Source organism: Enterococcus sp. AZ156 (genome assembly GCF_051714165.1).
GTDB classification, from domain to species: Bacteria; Bacillota; Bacilli; order Lactobacillales; family Enterococcaceae; genus Enterococcus_B; species Enterococcus_B pernyi.
On sequence record NZ_JBIORI010000001.1, the window covers coordinates 152,178 to 172,238 of the forward strand.

17 protein-coding genes and 1 pseudogene are annotated in these 20,061 nt (G+C 39.3%); 12 read left to right on the forward strand and 6 right to left on the reverse strand.

What is annotated here, in order from left to right:
- Window positions 1–9: 9 nt before the first annotated feature.
- Complete coding sequence (locus IGJ95_RS00770) at window positions 10–657, forward strand: DUF998 domain-containing protein (RefSeq protein ID WP_438761236.1); 648 nt, start codon at window positions 10–12, stop codon at window positions 655–657.
- A gap of 119 nt (window positions 658–776) precedes the next feature.
- Here IGJ95_RS00770 and IGJ95_RS00775 read toward each other — a convergent pair whose 3' ends face one another.
- The gene (locus IGJ95_RS00775; protein ID WP_010734407.1) at window positions 777–1,319 is read right to left on the reverse strand and encodes a biotin transporter BioY; all 543 of its coding nucleotides are present in this window, start codon (window positions 1,317–1,319) and stop codon (window positions 777–779) included.
- Window positions 1,320–2,316: 997 nt separating this feature from the next.
- Window positions 2,317–2,928, reverse strand: coding sequence for a 30S ribosomal protein S4 (gene rpsD, locus IGJ95_RS00780; protein ID WP_010734406.1), 612 nt, complete (start codon window positions 2,926–2,928; stop codon window positions 2,317–2,319).
- Window positions 2,929–3,251: 323 nt separating this feature from the next.
- Here rpsD and IGJ95_RS00785 point away from each other — a divergent pair, with 323 nt between their 5' ends.
- The 9 genes from IGJ95_RS00785 (at window position 3,252) to IGJ95_RS00825 (ending at window position 13,580) form a co-directional block, all read left to right on the forward strand.
- A complete protein-coding gene (locus IGJ95_RS00785; RefSeq protein ID WP_010734405.1) occupies window positions 3,252–4,049 on the forward strand; it encodes a formate/nitrite transporter family protein in 798 nt (265 codons plus the stop codon).
- A gap of 33 nt (window positions 4,050–4,082) precedes the next feature.
- Window positions 4,083–4,715, forward strand: a complete 633-nt coding sequence (locus tag IGJ95_RS00790; protein ID WP_010734404.1) for a DNA alkylation repair protein — start codon at window positions 4,083–4,085, stop codon at window positions 4,713–4,715.
- A gap of 14 nt (window positions 4,716–4,729) precedes the next feature.
- The gene (locus IGJ95_RS00795; RefSeq protein WP_023518924.1) at window positions 4,730–5,503 is read left to right on the forward strand and encodes an HAD family hydrolase; all 774 of its coding nucleotides are present in this window, start codon (window positions 4,730–4,732) and stop codon (window positions 5,501–5,503) included.
- 450 nt (window positions 5,504–5,953) lie between these two features.
- Window positions 5,954–6,751 (forward strand): TIGR00282 family metallophosphoesterase, encoded by a 798-nt coding sequence (locus tag IGJ95_RS00800; RefSeq protein WP_023518925.1) that lies wholly within the window; start codon window positions 5,954–5,956, stop codon window positions 6,749–6,751.
- 15 nt (window positions 6,752–6,766) lie between these two features.
- Window positions 6,767–7,141: a YlbF family regulator gene (locus IGJ95_RS00805; protein WP_023518926.1), complete on the forward strand. Its 375-nt coding sequence runs from the start codon at window positions 6,767–6,769 to the stop codon at window positions 7,139–7,141.
- A 13-nt stretch (window positions 7,142–7,154) separates the two neighbouring features.
- Window positions 7,155–9,743, forward strand: a complete 2,589-nt coding sequence (gene mutS / locus IGJ95_RS00810; protein ID WP_375148587.1) for a DNA mismatch repair protein MutS — start codon at window positions 7,155–7,157, stop codon at window positions 9,741–9,743.
- 17 nt (window positions 9,744–9,760) lie between these two features.
- Complete coding sequence (gene mutL / locus IGJ95_RS00815) at window positions 9,761–11,869, forward strand: DNA mismatch repair endonuclease MutL (protein ID WP_023518928.1); 2,109 nt, start codon at window positions 9,761–9,763, stop codon at window positions 11,867–11,869.
- Between the two features lie 28 nt (window positions 11,870–11,897).
- A complete protein-coding gene (locus IGJ95_RS00820; protein ID WP_065095878.1) occupies window positions 11,898–12,461 on the forward strand; it encodes a Maf family protein in 564 nt (187 codons plus the stop codon).
- Between the two features lie 174 nt (window positions 12,462–12,635).
- Window positions 12,636–13,580: a tocopherol cyclase family protein gene (locus IGJ95_RS00825; RefSeq protein ID WP_010734396.1), complete on the forward strand. Its 945-nt coding sequence runs from the start codon at window positions 12,636–12,638 to the stop codon at window positions 13,578–13,580.
- 123 nt (window positions 13,581–13,703) lie between these two features.
- Here IGJ95_RS00825 and msrB read toward each other — a convergent pair whose 3' ends face one another.
- From msrB to IGJ95_RS00845, 4 genes and pseudogenes are all read right to left on the reverse strand, one after another.
- Entirely contained in the window at window positions 13,704–14,150 is a 447-nt protein-coding gene (msrB, locus tag IGJ95_RS00830) for a peptide-methionine (R)-S-oxide reductase MsrB (RefSeq protein WP_010734395.1), read from the reverse strand.
- A 509-nt stretch (window positions 14,151–14,659) separates the two neighbouring features.
- Window positions 14,660–15,373 (reverse strand): trehalose operon repressor, encoded by a 714-nt coding sequence (gene treR / locus IGJ95_RS00835; RefSeq protein ID WP_010734394.1) that lies wholly within the window; start codon window positions 15,371–15,373, stop codon window positions 14,660–14,662.
- A gap of 184 nt (window positions 15,374–15,557) precedes the next feature.
- Complete coding sequence (locus IGJ95_RS00840) at window positions 15,558–16,802, reverse strand: RNA-guided endonuclease InsQ/TnpB family protein (RefSeq protein ID WP_010734393.1); 1,245 nt, start codon at window positions 16,800–16,802, stop codon at window positions 15,558–15,560.
- Window positions 16,783–17,094, reverse strand: a pseudogene (locus tag IGJ95_RS00845) (recombinase family protein); the annotation flags it as partial. The gene IGJ95_RS00840 and the pseudogene IGJ95_RS00845, both read right to left, overlap by 20 nt.
- Before the next feature lie 222 nt (window positions 17,095–17,316).
- Here IGJ95_RS00845 and treP point away from each other — a divergent pair.
- A complete protein-coding gene (gene treP / locus IGJ95_RS00850; RefSeq protein ID WP_023518932.1) occupies window positions 17,317–19,296 on the forward strand; it encodes a PTS system trehalose-specific EIIBC component in 1,980 nt (659 codons plus the stop codon).
- A gap of 151 nt (window positions 19,297–19,447) precedes the next feature.
- Entirely contained in the window at window positions 19,448–20,050 is a 603-nt protein-coding gene (gene ruvA, locus IGJ95_RS00855) for a Holliday junction branch migration protein RuvA (protein ID WP_010734391.1), read from the forward strand.
- Window positions 20,051–20,061: the final 11 nt, after the last annotated feature.

A 20,061-nucleotide genomic window follows, 5' to 3' on the forward strand; every position in this document is an offset into this window, starting at 1 on the left:
GGGAAACGTATGAAAGTGATCGATTGGTTGATGCCTCTTGGAATGGTTAGTGTAGTTGCTTATTTTGTACATGTGTTTCTTGGGCAATACCTTTGGGAATCATATGATCCAATCACGACAGACATCAGTTCTTTAACCGCCGTTGGTGCGCCAAATGCGAATTTATTGAATATGATCCTGTTTATCTATGGTATAGGCTTTTTACTGTTTGTCATTGGAATGGTCGTGAACGCCTTTGAAAAGTATCATGGGATGACTCGGATCGGTTATCTGATTTTTCTTGTGATGGCAAGCACTACAGTGGTAGGCTATAAACTATTTCCATTGACAGGCGATAAGGCGGATATGAATTCCCAAAATACGATGCATATTGTTGTGACGATCATTGTCGTATTTACTACTATATCGTCTTTATTCCTTATTGGATTTGGTTATCTTAAACAAGAAAAACTACGTACGTTAGGAAAAATATGTATTGCTACCGCCATATTGATCACTTTTTTTGGCGCATTGAATCCAATTGGAATGGCACAAGGATGGAATATTTTAGGGTTGACGGAGCGAATGGTGATCTTCCCACTGCAAGCCTTTGTTTTCTTTCTGTCCTTCATCTATACGACGAATAATAAGCTGATAGTGAAAAATGAAATGGTATAACTGGATGATTATAGAAGTGTCTGGCTATGAGAATAAGCGATATCCGCCAAAAAATAGTTGCTCTATTTAGCGGATATCGCTTATTTTTAAAGTTTTTCTTTTTTTATCCTATTAATTTTTTAAACTAATTTTTGAATGTTGAATCGTAATCTTTTTCTTAAAGTAGTGCCAACATAAGCTGCTCCCGTACTTTTGAGCAACTCTGGTAACAAGAAGGGGAAGAACCCACTCAATAGAGCAGTTTGAATAGACAAATGACTACTAAACGATAACCAAAGAGTTCCTACAGATAAAGCAAGAAGAGAGCCAAATAGATTGGCACACCAAGCATGGAAAAAGCGAGAATTAGTCTTCTCAATCCACCAACCAATTACGAAAGACTGAAGAATAAAACCAAAAAGGTAGCCACCAGATGGTCCGAATAAGATGCCCATTCCCCCAGTCATGCCAGAAAAGACGGGAAGTCCGATCAAGCCTAATAAGAGGTACATACAAACTGCGAGAGTACCAGCACGTTTCCCAAGAAACGTGGCGGTCAAGCCAATCGCAAAAGTCTGACCAGTAAGTGGAATCAATCCTAATGGAATAACAAATTGTGAGAGAACTGCAATGATTGCAGCAAATTCGGCAACGAGTATAAGTTCTTTTAATGATTTTGTCATCCGTTCTCCTTTCGTTAACCTTATTTATTTTTGTAGTTAACGAAATTATAGAGGAAGAGAAAATAAATGTAAAGTCTCTTTATGATATATTTTGAAAAAGCACATAAGAAGTAAGAGTACAAAAATATTTCTAAATGTGAGAAAAAGTATGAATAGCAAGTGTTTTGATACGTGATATAATTTTTATATAACATAATCAACTATATTTTGGCACATAGAAAAATGAGGATGATCATTCATGATCTTTCTACAGATAGGTGCCCAACCTAGTCAATGAACTGGTTTGTTGGTTGAAACGGCCAGTGAACATTCATCGATTTGCCATGGGTAACAAAAAGCTGTTTGACGAATGAATGTGCCAATAATCAGCAACTGTGAAAGTGACAAGTTAACATGTCTATCCACCATTGATAAAGGGAGAAATTAAGCAGTTGCTTGCTTAAAGGAGACATTTCATTGGAAAAACAATGATGCGAGACAGTTTATGAAATTTGAAGCATCACACTGTAGAGGACATGTTCTTTTCCTCGTCTAAATCAAGTGGGAAGTGGCAGTTAAAAGCTGTATCTTCAGAGAACAATTGAGAATATCAAAAACTTCGCTGTTTTATCACCCAAGTAGCGAATACAAATTGATTTCTCTTGCTATTGTTCGAGTCATGGATGCACCTGAACCTGCTAAAGCCAACATAAAAAGATAACACTCGACTCAACGAAATACGTACGTTGTTTTGAGGTCTATCTTTTTATGTGTGTCCGAGCGAAGAAAAGACACGGGGACATTATTTCTTATTACTTGGAGCTAATCGGATTTTTTGCAACCTTGATAAACGGTGTTCAAAAAGCAACACTTCGGACATAAGCCAAAAAAATCAAAAATGAAACAGCCATTTTCGATTTTTCTGGCTTATGCCTTAGTGTTGAGCGCTTCTTTCGCAACCTAAAAAAAACCAGCTATCCAAAAGATAGCCGGTTTTTTTGTACCAAAGTTTTTTGAATTATAGGCTTTGGTTGTAGTATTCAACGACAAGTGCTTCGTCGATTTCTGGGTACAATTCGTCACGTTCTGGTAAACGAGTCAATGAACCTTCTAATTTTTCAGCGTCAAAGCTTACGAATGCTGGACGTCCAACAGTTGCTTCAACTGCTTCTTTTACAGTTGAGATGTTTTGTGATTTTTCACGAACTGAAATCACTTGACCAACTGCAACGTGGTATGAAGGGATATCGACACGTTTGCCATCAACCATGATATGACCATGGTTAACTAATTGACGTGCTTGACGACGAGTAGTTGCAAGACCTAAACGATAAACAACATTGTCTAAACGTTGTTCTAGTAAGATCATGAAGTTAACCCCGTGTTTACCTTCTTTGATTTTGCTTGCTTTAACGAACAAGTTACGGAATTGACGTTCGTTCATACCGTACATATGACGTAATTTTTGTTTTTCAGTTAATTGCATACCGTATTCTGATTGTTTGCCACGGCTGTTTGGTCCATGTTGACCTGGAGCGTAAGGGCGACGTGCTAATTCTTTTCCTGTGCCAGATAATGAAATACCTAGGCGACGAGAAATTTTCCATGATGGTCCTGTATAACGAGACATTAAAATTTCCTCCAATAGATAACTATATTTTTTGGAGTAAAATAATCCGTTAAAAAATTCATAATCGTATAGTTTGTTCTTCAATCTTCACCTTTGCAGCCGCGGTTACACAATTGAACCCGAAGCGGGGCAACAAACTAGGGACGAGTTATTATTTTTCTGCTGCATTATTTTACACGAATTACAGTATAAGCGATATGACCTATCAATGTCAAGAGAATAAGTAGCAAAAAAGCTTTACAAACCCCAGTTCTGTCTATAGAATAAGAGGGTATATGCCAAAAGCATGAAAATAATTGAACAAATCTTAAAGGAGAAAAGAGATGAACCCAGTATCACCGTTGTTTGAAAAGATTGAGGCATCAATCGAAAAGAAAGTTGATTTGATCGGAAATAGTTACGCCCGGTATGCCGTGCGTGCTTTATTAGCCAGTTTGTTCTTGACACTTGGAACTGCTGTTGCTTTTTCGATTGCGATCAAAGGTGAGCATATTGCTCATGGATTTGGAAAGATACTTTATGCGTTTATGTTTAGTTGGTCGTTAGTCATGATTTTATACATGAATGCTGAACTTGGTACCTCAAATATGCTTTATATGTCGGTCGGGGTCCAACGTAAGCGGTTAAAATTAGGTCTAGCTGCAAAAATTCTGTTTACTTGTATTTTATTTAACTTGATTGGTGGGGTATTATTTGGCTTTTTAATTTCCTTGACAACACCATTCCAAGATCTGCCCATGGATAATTATATGTTAGAGTCGATTGCAGTCAAATTGACGAAACCGACAACAACTATTTTGGTGGAGGCAATGTTTGCCAACATTGTAGTAAATACAGCGGTATTGATTAGTATGCGAATGAAAGATGATGCAGGGAAAGTCTTAGCGATTGTTTTCATTATTTTCATTTTTGCTTTTTTAGGCTATGAACACGTTATTGCCAACTTCCCGGCATTTACATTAGCTTATTTTGTTTCAGGTGGGCAGATGGATGCGATGACTGTTGGTAATGTGATCCACAATCTATCCTTTGCGTTGATTGGGAATTACGTTGGTGGTGGTTTAGTCATTGGTTTAGGTTATGCATGGTTGAATCAATCAAAATCATCCTATGTTGACTAGTTCGTTCCTTTAAAAATCGAAGGAGGCCATCCCTTGGAGACAATTGTTTTCCCGAATAATAAAGAAAAAGCTCAGCAGATGGAAGCTTACATGAAGCATCATTTCCGATTTGCAGGAGTTCCTAAGCCAGAAAGAGCGTTACTACAAAAGGCTCTTTTAAAAGAAAGCCAGAAGATACCTATTTCAGACTTACTTTTATTAGTAAAAGATTATTATATGCAGGAAGAACGTGAGTATCAGTATTTAGCGATCGATTTAGTCCAAAAGAACGTCAAACGTCTTTCTTTTGATAACTTAGTATGGTTACTTGAGCTTGTCTCACAGAAGGAATGGTGGGACAGTATCGATTCTTGGCAAAAAGTCTACAGCACGTGGGGAAAACTTCACCAAGAAGTTGAGGCGGTTTTCAAATTATTTGAAGGTCAAGAAGACTTTTGGTTAAGACGAATTGCGATCACCTTGCAACTAGGGTTTAAAGAACAGACAGATGTCGCTCTACTCGAACGAGCGATTGATGCAGATCGTTCAACAAAGGAATTTTTTATTCAAAAGGCTATTGGTTGGGCGTTGCGGGACTATAGCAAAACAAATCCACTTTGGGTAAAAGAACAATTGACAAAAGAATTAAGCAAGCTTGCAACGAGAGAAGCAAGTAAGTATTTATAGAGAGGCGAGATAGAATGACACGCAAATTAATTGCTTTTGATATCGACGGCACGTTGTTAGATTCCAACAAACAGGCGTTGGATAGTACAAGGGAAGCCTTGGAAAAACTACGTAAAGATGGACATTTAGTGACGATTGCTACAGGGCGTAGTCGCTTTCACGCACAAGAAGTTATCCGTGATCTAGCATTTAGCAATTATATTCTATGTAACGGTGCAGCCGGATTTTTGGATCATGAACAAGTCTATAAAAATTTGCTGGATCAAGAACAATTACACAAATTTATTCAAGAAGCACAAGAAAAGGCTATTGATACCGCATTTGTTAGTTTAGATTCAATCAAACGCTTTTCATCTAATCGTATCGATATGATGGAAGATGCGATGCATTCATTTGGTGCACACTTACCAGAATTGGACGAATACTTTGTTGAAAAACAGGATGTGTATCAAGCGTTAGCTTTCTTTGATCACTCTTATGACCAACAATTCAGCGCTTACGATCGTATCCGTTTTGTTCGCTGGCACGAAAATAGTGTCGATGTGGTGCCACACGATGGTTCCAAAGCGGTAACGATCATGAACCTAGCCAATCGAGTAGGGATTGCGCCAGAAGACGTCATCAGTTTTGGTGACGGACAAAATGATCGCGAAATGCTTCGTATGTCTGGCATTGGGGTGGCAATGGGGAATGCCGTACCAGAAGTCCAAGCGGAAGCAAAAATGGTGACAGATACGAATGATCAAGATGGTATTTGGAAGGCATTGAAAGAGTTAGCTTTGATTTAGGTCATAAACATCATACAACAATAATTTTAGTTAAAAAGAGGGCATGCAACAGGATTTTTCTGATGGAATGCCCTCTCTTCTTATGGTTTTTGTATGATACATAAACGATAGGCCATCATATTATCATATAGGTACTATCCGACTTCTTTAAAATAGGAGGTGATATCATGGGAGCCATCATCGTACACGTCGTTTTGGTTTTGAAATTGCTGTTTTGGTTCATGTTCTTCATAGGTTTAGCCCTGTCTATTGTTTACTTAGTAAAAAGAATTAAAAAATAAATTTTGATCAATTTACATAGTTAGAGAATAAAGTTATAAAAAGCTGATGCTAGTTAGTTCAAAATACCCTTTCTTGATATTCTAGAAAAGAGCTTCTTTTACAACCTCTTTCCTTTCTTTACTAAAACACTTATAATATAAGATACGTTAGAAGAGAAGAGGAAATCGTGTGCGGGTATTGTTTATTGGTGATGTAGTAGGTGCGATGGGTAGAGAAATGATCACAGAATATCTCCCTCGCTTGAAGAAAAAATATCGTCCACAAATGACGATCGTGAATGGTGAGAATGCGGCTTCAGGTCGTGGGATCACAGAGAAAATCTATAAAAAGTTTCTGCAAGATGGCGTAGATGTCGTGACGATGGGGAATCATACGTGGGACAATCGTGATATTTTTGAATTTATCGATGATGCGAAAAAAATGGTTCGTCCAGCAAATTTTCCAGAAGGAACGCCTGGGCAAGGAATCGTTTTTGTCAAAGTCAATCAATTGGAACTGGCGGTCATCAATATGCAAGCTCGTTCATTTATGGTTGATTTAGATGATCCATTTCGTAAAATGACCGAGTTAGTCGAAGAAGCTCGGAAAAGAACACCGATCATTTTTGTTGATTTTCATGGAGAAACGACGAGTGAAAAACAAGCAATGGGCTGGTTTTTAGATGGAAAAGTATCTGCTGTAGTCGGTACACACACGCACGTTCAAACGAACGATGCGCGAATCTTGCCACAAGGAACGGCGTATTTGACGGATGTCGGTATGACGGGTCCATATGATGGAATTTTAGGGATGCGCCGTGAACCAGTGATTGAAAAATTTTTAACGGCTTTACCAAAGCGTTTTGAAGTGGTGGAACAAGGTCGAGGGCTTTTAAGTGGTTGTATCTTGGACATCGACGACCAGACGGGACAGGCAAAAGATATCCAATTGATCCAAATCAACGATGACCGCCCTTACAGAGAATAGAAAGCGAGAGGGAATGTGCAGGACAAAACGACGATCCAATTAGAAGTCGACCAATTGGCGACTCTTTTAAAGAAGAATGAAACGATCACACGTTATCAGGAATTGGAACATAAAGTGAAACATAGTCGTTACTTGAATCAACAAACAGAAGCATTGAAGCAAGCGCAAAAAGATGCCGCACAATATGCGCATTATGGACAAAAAGAAGCAGAAAAAGAAGCGATCAAACGGATCGAAGTCTTGACGCAATCTATCGACGAATATCCTTTAGTGATCGCTTACCGCCGTCAATTGATGGAAGCAAATGAGTTATTGCAACACTTGACTCAAATGATCCAAAATGAAATCAATGAGTATGTAGAGGAGGAGCATAATGCCTCAAAAAACTAAGAACACTCCAATGATGGAACAATATCTAAGCATCAAGGCACAATACCAAGATGCTTTTTTGTTCTATCGTCTCGGAGATTTTTATGAATTATTTTATGAAGATGCTGTCAAAGCAGCACAAATCTTAGAACTGACATTAACTAGTCGAAATCGTAATGCGGATGATCCAATTCCGATGTGTGGGGTACCGCATCATTCTGCACAAGGATATATCGACAGTTTGATCGAAAAAGGATACAAAGTAGCGATTTGTGAACAAGTCGAAGATCCAAAGACGACCAAAGGCATGGTCAAACGAGAAGTCGTGCAATTAGTGACTCCTGGAACAGTGATGGATAGTAAAGGATTATCAGCCAAAGACAACAACTTTCTGACGGCAGTAGTTAATCAAGGTTCCGCTTTTGGGTTTGCTTATGCTGATTTGAGTACAGGTGAATTAAAAACAGCCCGCTTACTTGATGAAGAAGCTGTCTTGAACGAAACTTCCGCGTTACAAACAAAAGAATTGATTCTAGGAACAGAGATCAGTGAAACGTTATATGAACAACTAAGCACAAGACTTGGCTTAGTCTTCTCAAAACAAGAAAGTGTAGAAGAAAATGCAGAATTCAATTTTCTAACGAGTGAGTTGACGGATGAATTAGAAAAGGAAGCGACTGGAAAGTTACTTACTTATTTAGCAGTCACCCAAAAAAGAAGTTTGGCACATATCCAAAAAGCGGTCGAATACCAACCAGATCATTTCTTGAAGATGGATTATTATTCTAAATTCAATTTAGAATTAAGCCAGTCGATCCGTACTGGAAAAAAACATGGCACGCTTCTGTGGTTATTAGATGAAACCAAAACAGCAATGGGGGGACGTTTGCTAAAACAATGGCTTGATCGTCCGCTGATCCAATCCCATCAAATCAATGCTCGGCAAGAAATGGTGGCATCGCTGATCAATAGTTATTTTGAACGTCTTGATTTACAGAGTGCGTTGACGAAAGTCTATGATTTAGAACGTTTAGCTGGACGTGTCGCATTTGGTAACGTCAATGGTCGAGATTTGATCCAGTTAAAAACATCATTGCAGCAAGTACCGATGATTCGCGGGTTGATTGAAGGCATCGATCAAGGACAATGGTCAGAGTTATTAACAGATATGCAGCCAATGGATTCATTAGTGGAACTGATCGAACAAGCGATCCAAGAGGATGCACCTTTACAAATCACTGAAGGAAACGTCATCAAAGATGGCTTCAATGAACAGCTAGACACCTATCGTTCTGCGATGAGAAATGGCAAACAGTGGTTAGCAGAATTAGAAGCGCGCGAACGCCAAAGTACAGGGATCAAAAATTTAAAAGTTGGGTTTAATCGAGTGTTTGGTTACTATATTGAAATCACGAAAGCGAATTTGATGAATGCTGAACTGGAAAAATATGAACGTAAACAAACCTTAGCCAATGCAGAACGATTTATCACACCTGAATTAAAAGAATTAGAAACACAGATTCTAGAAGCGGAAGAAAAATCAGTAGATCTAGAATACCAACTCTTTTTAGCTGTTAGAGAAGAAGTGAAAAAAGCAATCCAGCCATTGCAAACCTTAGCAAAATCATTGAGTACTGTAGACGTCTTACAAAGTTTTGCAACGATCAGTGAACGTTATCAATATGTTCGTCCAGAATTAACGAACAAAAAAACATTGGTGATCGAAGAAGGACGTCATCCGGTGGTAGAAAAAGTATTAGGACATCAAGAATACATTCCAAATAGTGTGATCATGTCGGAAGAAGAAATGATCTTGTTGATCACTGGGCCAAATATGTCTGGTAAAAGTACGTATATGCGACAGTTGGCATTGACGGTATTGATGGCACAGATGGGCTGTTTTGTTCCGGCGCAAAAAGCAGTGCTGCCGATTTTTGATCGAATCTTTACTCGAATCGGTGCAAGTGATGATTTGATTGCAGGACAAAGTACCTTTATGGTAGAAATGATGGAAGCCAACCAAGCGTTGCGCCATGCGACACCGAACAGTTTGATTTTATTTGATGAACTCGGTCGAGGAACAGCCACTTACGATGGTATGGCATTAGCACAAGCTATCATTGAGTATATCCATCAACATGTTGAAGCCAAGACATTGTTTTCTACGCACTATCATGAGTTGACAGTGCTTGATACGGAATTGCCGCAATTGAAAAATGTCCATGTTGGTGCAGTCGAAAAAGATGGCGATGTGGTATTTTTACACAAGATGATGGACGGTCCAGCAGATAAAAGCTACGGGATCCATGTAGCTAAGATTGCGGGTCTACCAGATGAATTATTGTCACGTGCCTCTGCGATCTTAGCCTTTTTAGAATCAGGAGAAACGACACACCATGTCTCGGCACTTGAAGCATCTGTCACGAAAAAAAGCGACTACCCTAAGTCACAAACCAACCAACCAAGCCAGCAGGTCAATGAAGAGAGTCAACAACTATCTTTATTTGGTGAAGCAACGGAAGCTGAAACGCAAATCATTGCTGCATTGAAACAGTTGAACCTACTAGAAATGACGCCAATGGATGCGTTGAATAAATTGTACGAACTGCAAAAACAATTATAGGAAGAAGGTGCTGATCGATGGCGAAGATCCAAGAATTATCCGAACGCTTGGCCAATCAAATCGCCGCAGGAGAAGTCGTTGAACGACCTGCTTCTGTGGTGAAAGAACTTGTTGAAAATGCCATTGATGCCCATAGCTCTCAAATCGATATTCTCGTAGAAGAAGCCGGTTTACGAAAAATCCAAATCATCGATAACGGTGAAGGAATCTTAGCAGAAGACGTTGAAAATGCGTTCAAACGTCACGCGACGAGTAAAATCCATAACCGTGATGACTTGTTCCGCATTCGGACATTAGGGTTCCGAGGGGAAGCTCTTCCTAGTATTGCTTCTGTCTCTGAATTGACGATCGAGACAGCCAATCAAGATGAAACACAAGGGACCTATCTTGAATTAAAAGGTGGGGAAGTGTTGACACATCGCCCTGCTCCATTGAGACAAGGTACGAAAATCACAGTGAGCAATTTGTTTTTTAACACGCCTGCACGGTTAAAATACGTCAAGACATTACAAACGGAATTGGCAAATATAGGCGATATCGTCAATCGACTAGCATTGAGCCATCCCGACATCGCTTTTCGCTTAGTCCATGATGGCAACAAGATGTTAGCAACAGCTGGTAACGGAGATTTGAAACAAACGATTGCCGGAATCTATGGTTTGGCGACAGCGAAAAAAATGTTGAAGGTTGAAGCAAAAGATCTAGATTTTGAAGTTTCTGGTTACATTTCTTTACCAGAAGTCACTCGTGCGAGTCGTAATTATCTTTCAACGATCATCAATGGTCGTTTTATCAAGAACTTTTCCTTGAACAAAGCAATCGTGGCAGGTTATGGTTCTAAACTGATGGTTGGTCGTTTTCCAATCGCTGTTTTAGAAGTCAAAATGGACCCGTTGCTTGTCGATGTGAATGTTCATCCAACGAAGCAAGAAGTTCGTCTATCGAAGGAAAAAGAATTGACTGAATTGATTGCACAAGCGATTCAACAAGCACTAAGTCAAGAAAATCTGATTCCTAGTGCAGCAGACAATTTACGTTTCAAGAAAAAAATCGCCGATCAACCTAAAACGGAACAAATCGAAATCGATCTTTCTTATGCGTTTGAGGAACCACCAAAGAAACCCCAAAGTTTAAATTTCGATCGCCAGACAGGTACATTTTACGTTGAAGAAAATCCACAAAAATCAACCTATCCTGTTGATAAGTCTGTGGAAAATGTTGAAAACTCTTCTGTTTTTTCTGAAGATACACTGAATTATCCAGAAAAAGAGGAAAAAACGGTGGATAACTCTGGTGAAAGTGTTGATAACTTTGTAGAAAAACTAGTGGATAACTTTCAACAAAATCATTTATCCACTGTTGATAACTACTCAGTACAAGAAGAACGAACAGCATCAGTAGAAGAGAAAAGCATAGAGGAAGAACCAAGATTTGAGCAAGAAGAAACCAAGTTGCATCCCGAGTTTGACATGAGTCAAGATAGCCGAATGTTGGAGAAAGCAATCAGTAAAGTCGAGCAGGAAGTACCAACACAACGCTTCCCACATCTTGAATATTTTGGCCAAATGCATGGAACCTATTTATTTGCTCAAAGCAATGAAGGCTTATACATCATTGACCAACATGCTGCGCAAGAGCGGATCAAATATGAATATTTCCGTGAAAAAATCGGCGATGTTTCAGATGATTTGCAAGAATTACTCGTGCCTTTTGTTTTAGACTATCCTAATAGTGATGCAATCAAGCTAAAAGAGAAGAAAGAACTATTGGAAGAGGCAGGCATTTATCTGGAAGAATTTGGTCAGAATAGTTTTATCGTGCGAGCGCATCCGACATGGTATCCAAGTGGGGAAGAAGAATCGATCATTCAAGGGATGATCGACATGTTATTGACAACGGGTGAAGTAAGTGTGAAGAAATTCAGAGAAGCCACAGCAATCATGATGAGCTGTAAACGCTCGATCAAAGCGAATCACTACTTGAACGAAGCACAAGCGAGGGTCTTATTAAAAGACTTAGCAAAATGTGAGAATCCATTCAACTGCCCTCATGGTCGTCCGGTATTGATCCACTTTACGAATTCCGACATGGAACGAATGTTTAAACGAATCCAAGATCCGCATTGATCCGCGAGATTTGGAAAGGAAGTTTTTGATGAAAATAGTATTGGCTTCACAGTCGCCTAGAAGAAAAGAATTACTCGGAAGATTAGTGCCAGCATTTTCGATCCAACCGGCAGATATTGATGAAACGCCTAAGCCAAAAGAAGACCCAGTTGCTTATGTCCAACGAATGGCAGCAGAAAAAGCAGCTGCTGTACAAAATAATGAAGAAACGTTAGTCATTGCTAGTGATACTACCGTAGTTCTAGGAAACGAAATCCTTGGTAAACCGGAGGATGATGAAGAGGCAAAACGGATGTTACGCAAATTCAGTGGTACGACACACGACGTCTACACAGCCGTCGTAATAACTGATGGGACGCAAGAAGAGTGCATCCTTTCCCAAGCATCAGTCACTTTTTATGAATTGACCGATGAAGAGATCGAGCGCTATCTAGCAACTGGCGATCACCGTGATAAAGCTGGGGCGTACGGCATTCAAAGTTACGCAGGGGCTTTCGTAGAGTCGATTTCTGGCGATTACTATAGTATTGTCGGCTTTCCGATTGGCGCAGTCAATCAGGCGTTGAAAAAATGGCCAGATCTTTTGTCCTAAAATCGTGGACATCTGTATCTAGGTGAATAAAATTAAAAACACATGATCCGAGTAGCAAGAAACGGATCATGTGTTTTTTCTGGTTACATTAGTTCATGACCTAGAGTCAAGCGTATCGGCTAGAAGCTATAAAAAAACATGGTAAACTTAATCTAGCTGAAGGGAGTGGACGAGGTGATTACAACAGATAAGTTTTATCATGGTGAAACGAAAAAAGCGCCGTTCTTTGAAGGTTGGTATTTTAAGCATCAAATCGGCGATGAAGTCTACGCATTTATTCCGGGTTACTCCATTGGAGAACAAGGAGAAAAGTGCCCGTTTATCCAAGTGATCAATCATGAGTCTTCGGAAGTCTTTCATTTTGATCGTGAAGTCTTCATGGCAAGCGAAGATCGTTTATTTGTGAAAATCGGTGAGAATACATTTAGTGAGGAAGGAATCACACTAGCTTTACGTAGCCCCTCATTGACGATTGAAGGAACGATTTCTTATGGAGAGTTTACTCCGTTAAAAAGGAGTCGCTATGCCCCGAGTATCATGGGACCTTTCTCTTATTTATCTTTTATGGAATGCTATCACGGAATTTTAAGCATGAAGCATTCGTTAGAAGGAACGTTGAGTTGGAACGGTCAATTGATTGATTTTACAAATGGAATCGGATATTTAGAAAAGGACTGGGGAAGTTCCTTTCCCGCAACCTATTTATGGGTCCAATGCAATCAGTTTAGCGATTCGGATGCTCGCTTTTTCTTTTCCGCAGCAGAGATCCCGTTTTTAGGTTTTCGTTTTTTAGGAATCATTTCGATTTTGCAAGTCGGTGGGGAAGAATATCGCTTATCCACGTATGATGGAGCTAAAATTTCGGAGATTTTCCGTGAAGAGGAGCATCTGATCATTCGAATACAGCAAAAAAATATTGAACTAGAAATGCAAGTGTTAGCAAAAGAAGGGCATGCGTTGATGGCGCCACAACAAGGTCAAATGAGTCGGATCATCCGTGAAAAAGCGAGTACAGAGATGACCTTGATTGTCCGAGAAAACAAGCAAGAAATCTTTCATCAAAAGGGGAAGGCTGCTGGTTTTGAAGAAGTGGGCAATCTCCATGGGCACGAGTATTAAGGATCTTGATCATATAAAAGTTATAGCGCACCTTCAAAAATAAGCCTGAACCTCCAGAAATTAGAACAATTTCCGGAGGTTCAGGCTTATTTTTCGGAGCGATGTGATTTTATCACATTCGACTTATTCGACAATTGATTTATATTCACTGTAACCAGCAGCATCCATTTCTTCATAAGGGATAAACTTCAAGGCAGCAGAGTTAATGCAATAGCGTAAGCCACCTTTATCTGCGGGTCCATCATTAAAAACATGTCCAAGATGGGAGTCGGCTTCATTACTTCTTACTTCGACTCGGTGCATCCCGTGAGAAAAATCCGCTTTTTCTTTGACGTCTTTTCTGCTGATGGGTTGGCTGAAAGCTGGCCAGCCACAGCCTGCATCATATTTCTCTGCAGAACTGAAAAGCGGTTCGCCGCTGACAATATCGACATAGATCCCTTTTTCATAAAAATCGTCGTATTCTCCAGTAAATGGACGTTCTGTGGCGTTTTCTTGTGTCACTGCATAAGAAATCGGAGATAATGTTTCTTTTAAGTCCTCTTTGTTTGTGTCGGTTGGTTTACTCATTGATACAGCCCCCTTTGTCTCCTAATCATACTGCCATCTGAAATAGAAGCAAACAATCTGCTTTAAGTAGGGAGGATAGCCTAGCAATTTAGCGGAAATTTAACGAACAGGTTTTACTTGCTACCTAATTACGTTGAGCTACTGGGCTTTTTCACAACCTTGATAAACGGTGTTCGAAAAGCTGACCTTCAACATTAAGCTAAAAAATTTGAAAAATATGAGAAGCTATTTTTCAATTTCCTATCTTACTGTTCAGGTCAGGACGCTTTTCTTACAACCTTGATAAACGGTGTTCAAGAAGCAACACTTCGGTCACAAGCCAAAAAAATCAAAAATGAAACAGCCATTTTCGATTTTTCTGTCTTCTGCCTTAGTGTTAATCGCTTCTTTCACAACCTAGATAAACGGTGTTCGAAAGCCAACTCCTTCAATAGTAAGTCAAAACGTGAAAAAATATGAGAAGCTATTTTCTCACGTTCCGTCTTACTACTCGGAGCTGAACGGCTTTCTCACAACCTTCTTCTTCGTGCAAATTCCACGAACCGGAATTTGTCGAGGCGGTGGATCGATTCAGTGTATTCGAAGCATTCAGTATTTTCTAAATAAACGAGGCCACGGACAATTACGACATAAGGATCGTCATGGAGGTCCATCGACTCTGAAATACTGGCATCGATTGGTTCGACAGTGATTTCTTTTTGGGCATAGGCAATGGAGAGATCTAGCTCATTTTCAAAGTATTCATAAATCGAATTGGCTGCTTGTTCCTTGGTTAAAGTAGGTACGGTTTCTTTTAATAAATAATCCCGATCTAAAATCACGACTTCGCCATTGATTTTTCTTTGGCGGACTAAATGCCAGACAGGTGTATTGACTGCCCAGCCAGTTACTTTGTGTAATTCGTTGTCGACTACAGTTTCTTCAAGTGTTTTTACGATCGTTTCACTCGGGATATGTTGATTTTCTTGAAGTTCCTTATAACTTGTTAGTCCAGCAATCGGGAAATCAAAACGATTTCGGTCTAAAACGATCGATCCTTTTCCTTGTTTCTTTTGAATATATCCTTCTGTCGTCAATAGATTAAGTGCTTTACGAATTGTTTCCCGTGAAACACCATAAATTTTGATCAATTGATTTTCACTGGGTAGTAAAGTATGAGGAGGATACTCTTTGTCTAAGATTTTCTTTTCTAAGTCTAAAAAAATTTCATTGAATTTGTTCATCGTTCCTCTGCTACTCAAAATATAGACAAAAATACCTATATCGAGATTTCTCTACCACTCACGTAGGTAGAATTACTGTTTCACCGAACGCCGCCTCGTCACTTCGACACTACTACGGTTTGTCTCGTTCTCCACAGTCGTTGATTCCCGACTAAGCCATCGGTACATATACAAAGTTGCGTGCTTATGCAATCACATTGTATTCCTTCACATCTTTCAAATTCATGCTTGCGTTATAATCTCTATCTGCTACGTACCCACAGTTCTCACAACGATAGGTACGCTCTGATAGCTTTAAAGCTACTTTCTTATGCCCACATTCATGACATAATTTCGAGCTAGGATAGAATCGATCGGCCAGTCTTAACTCAATAGTAGAGACTTTACATTTGTCTGCTAATTTTTTACGAAAAGCATAGAAAGATTGCTCTCTCACAGCTTTTGAAAGATGCCGGTTTTTCATCATCCCCTTGACATTCAAATCTTCAATTGTGATATAAGCTGGTTTGGTTTTTACTAGCTCTAACACAATTTTATTCACTCTGTCCCTACGGATATCTGTCAACCGTTTATGAAGTTTTTGTACTTTCAAGACTTGTTTTTCAATATTTTTGCGAGTAGCTTCTCCTCTCTTTGATTGTTTTTCGTTGACACGCTTTTTTTCGCTTTCGTATTTCCTCGACAGCTTGCGTTGTTGTCGTTTTAATTGTTTTTCGATTTTACGAATTTTTCCTGATTTATTGATATTTTTATAGGTTTTCCCCGTGGAAAGAATCGCAAAATCTTTTAATCCTAAGTCGATACCCACGCCTTCGGTAGGAGTATCGTTCAGTACTTGAGCGGTACAGTCCTGTTCCACGATGACCGACAGGTAGTACCGGTTTGCTTGTTGGCTGATTGTGCCACTCTTTATGCTATGTTTGTCATCGTGTTTAGGAATATAGCCTTTTTCTTTCAGTTTTACCCAATTCAAAGAGGGAACTTTTATCCGATGACGCTCACAACGGATGATTGTCTTTTTATCGTTCTTCACGAAATACATCGATACATCTTGGTGCTTCTTCTTTTTAAATTTAGGAAAATTAGCTTTTCCTTGAAAAAAATTTCTAAAGGCTTTTTCTGTCTCCATAATCGCGTGTTTCGTTGACTTCGCATAAACAGCTTTGATCCACAGCTTGTCTGGATGGTTGGGAATGTAGTCGTTATTCAACCACTTTGAAAAATCTATACCTGAGACAAATTTCCCACCTGATTTATAGACTTCTTGGTTGTGGTAAATATAAAAGTTCTTTACAAAACGAGCAACACCAATGGTTCGATTAATGATTTTTTTTGTTCTTCTGTTGGAAGAATTTCTGTTTTGTACGCCACTAACATCTTTATCACCTTCAATCTCTTTATTATACTTATCTATCTTTAAATGTGACATAAATGGCGTCTACATTCTTCGCCATTACTTCGTCTAACAACAGATTCCATGTTTTACACTTGTAATTAAGACCACTGCCAATATCCACGATTACATCATCTAAAATTATGCCTTTTACATTTGCATATTTTCTCAAAAACTCAACTTGATTTTTCAAGTCATCTGTTTGTCCGACATTAGACACTCGAGCGTAAGCAATGTGCTTTTTGCCACTTGTATTATCGCCTTTGATGTAAGTTAAATAGTGATCTTCCGTATAATATTTTCGATTTTTTGGTGTCCGATGTGCGTTTAACGTGCAATCGTTCGTTCTTCGCTTATAAACTATACTACAGCTATATGGAGATTTCAAACTGGACTTGGATAGAAGGAAGATGTTTCTACGACAAAGATAATAACGATTACAAGTTATTTATGTTTTTAGCATAAAACGTTTGCAATTTGTTGAGAAAAACATTATAGTGTGAGTACAAAGTAACTTGTATAAACAAGTCAAATGAAAGGGGTTTATGTTATGGGGAAATATCAAGCAGATGCCGAGAAGCTGTTAAAGGGAGTCGGCGGGAAAGAAAATATTGCTGCGGTCAGCCATTGTGCGACACGTATGCGCTTTGTTTTAAATGACCCTGCAAAAGCAAATGAAGCTGAGATCGAAGACATCGACAGTGTAAAAGGAATGTTTACCAATGCCGGTCAATTCCAAGTGATCATCGGAAATGATGTCTCAACATTTTATAACGACTTTGTTGCGGTATCAGGAGTTGAAGGCGTTTCAAAAGAACAAAGTAAAGCTGCTGCAAAACAGAATCTTAATCCGTTGCAACGAGCAATTGCAGTTCTAGCTGAAATCTTCACACCATTGATTCCAGCAATCATTGTTGGGGGATTGATTTTAGGGTTCCGTAACGTGTTGGAAGGCATTCAGTTCGAGAGTTTAGGTGGAACGATTGCAGAAAGTTCAACATTCTGGAATGGTGTGAATTCATTCTTATGGCTACCTGGGGAAGCGATTTTCCATTTCCTACCTGTAGGGATCACTTGGAGTATTGCAAAGAAAATGGGAACGACACAGATTTTAGGAATTGTTTTAGGGATTACTTTGGTTTCACCGCAATTATTAAATGCCTATAGTGTCGCTTCAACTGCCGCTGCAGATATCCCATTTTGGGACTTTGGCTTTGCACAAGTACAAATGATTGGTTACCAAGCGCAAGTCATTCCAGCGATGCTTGCCGGGTTCTTACTTGCCTATTTAGAGATTTTCTTCCGTAAGTATATCCCACAATCGATCTCAATGATTTTTGTCCCACTGTTTTCACTATTACCAACTGTTATCGCGGCTAATGTAGTGTTAGGTCCAGTCGGTTGGGCAATTGGTAACTGGATCTCATCAATCGTGAATACTGGCTTGACTTCATCGATCAGCTGGTTATTCAGTGCGTTATTTGGTTTCTTATATGCACCACTAGTTATTACAGGATTACACCATATGACAAATGCCATCGATATGCAGTTGATTGCTGACTTTGGTTCAACCAATTTATGGCCAATGATCGCATTGTCAAATATTGCGCAAGGATCTGCTGTACTTGCAATCATCTTCTTGCATCGTGGCAATAAAAAAGAAGAACAAGTTTCTATCCCAGCGATGATTTCTTGTTATCTAGGGGTAACGGAACCCGCAATGTTTGGGATCAACTTGAAATATGTGTATCCATTTGTAGCTGCAATGATCGGTTCTGGTGTAGCAGGAATGTTTGCGAACTTGATGGATGTTCGAGCAAATGCGATCGGTGTCGGTGGTTTGCCAGGAATCTTAGCAATCCAAGCACAAACGTGGTTACCATTCACGATTGCAATGATCATCGCAATCATCGTACCATTTGGTTTAACTGTAGTATTTAGACGTAAAGGGATCTTGAACAAATTAGATCCAGTCAATCCAGAAGAAGTAAGTGTATTACAAACTGCAGAAGGCGTATCTATTCCTACACAAAACTTTGAAGCCGCAGGAACAACTGCTGTAGCCACTGCCAATGAAGAGTTATTCGCCGTTGCAGACGGAAAAATCAAAGCAATTACAGAAGTGAATGATCCAGTTTTCTCACAAAAAATGATGGGTGAGGGCTATGCGATCGTTCCGGACAATCAAAAAATCTATTCGCCAGTAAATGGTAAAGTAACTAGTGTATTTGAAACAAAACATGCCATCGGTATTCTAAGTGAAACCGGTGTGGAAGTTCTTGTTCACATGGGACTTGATACTGTCGAATTAAAGGGTGCACCGTTCAATGTTCTTGTGAAAGAAGGCGATCAGGTCTCGCCAACGACACAACTAGCAGAGATGGATCTCAGTGCCGTTGAACAAGCAGGTAAACAAACAGATGTCTTAGTTGTTCTAACGAATACGGACAAAGTGGCTGATTTCTCATTAAGTAAATCAGGCCAAGTACAACATGAAGAAATGATTGGTCAAGCGTCTATCAATCGCTAATACACAGAGAAAATATGCTACGAGTTTGGGTCTTTATCAAAGACCTAAGCTCGTAGTTCTGTTTTTGGGAACACTTTTTTTAAATCGCAAAGTATGCTACAATGGATAGAAATATGGGAACGTATGTGTGCGAAAGAAAGAGGAAATTTCAATGTATGAATATCTAAGAGGCATGGTGACTTTTATCAGTCCGTATTATATCGTTGTAGAAACGCAAGGGGTGGGCTATCAAATTGCGTTAGGTAACCCTTATCGCTATAGTAGTAAGTTAGATAAAGAAGTAAAAATCTATGTCCATCAAGTCATCCGTGAAGATGCACATTTACTATACGGTTTTGATTCACTCGAAGAGAAACAATTGTTTTTACGATTAGTCAGTGTTTCAGGGATCGGACCGAAAAGTGCATTAGCGATCATGGCGAGTGACGATCATTCTGGCTTGATCCAAGCGGTGGAAACTGGCGATGTCACTTACTTGACGAAGTTCCCAGGTGTAGGTAAAAAAACAGCACAACAAATGATCTTGGATCTAAAAGGCAAGTTTGGCGAGTTGAGTATCGATATGCCATTTTCTTTATTTGATGAAGCAACGGTTCAAGATGCAAGTGCCTTATCAGAGGCAATGGAAGCTCTATCTGCTCTTGGTTACAGTGAGCGTGAAATCAAACGTGTAGAGAAACAACTTAAAGAAATCGACAATCAAACAACGGATGAGTATTTAAGGCAAGCATTGAAATTGATGATGAAAAAGTAAGGAGGACGCTT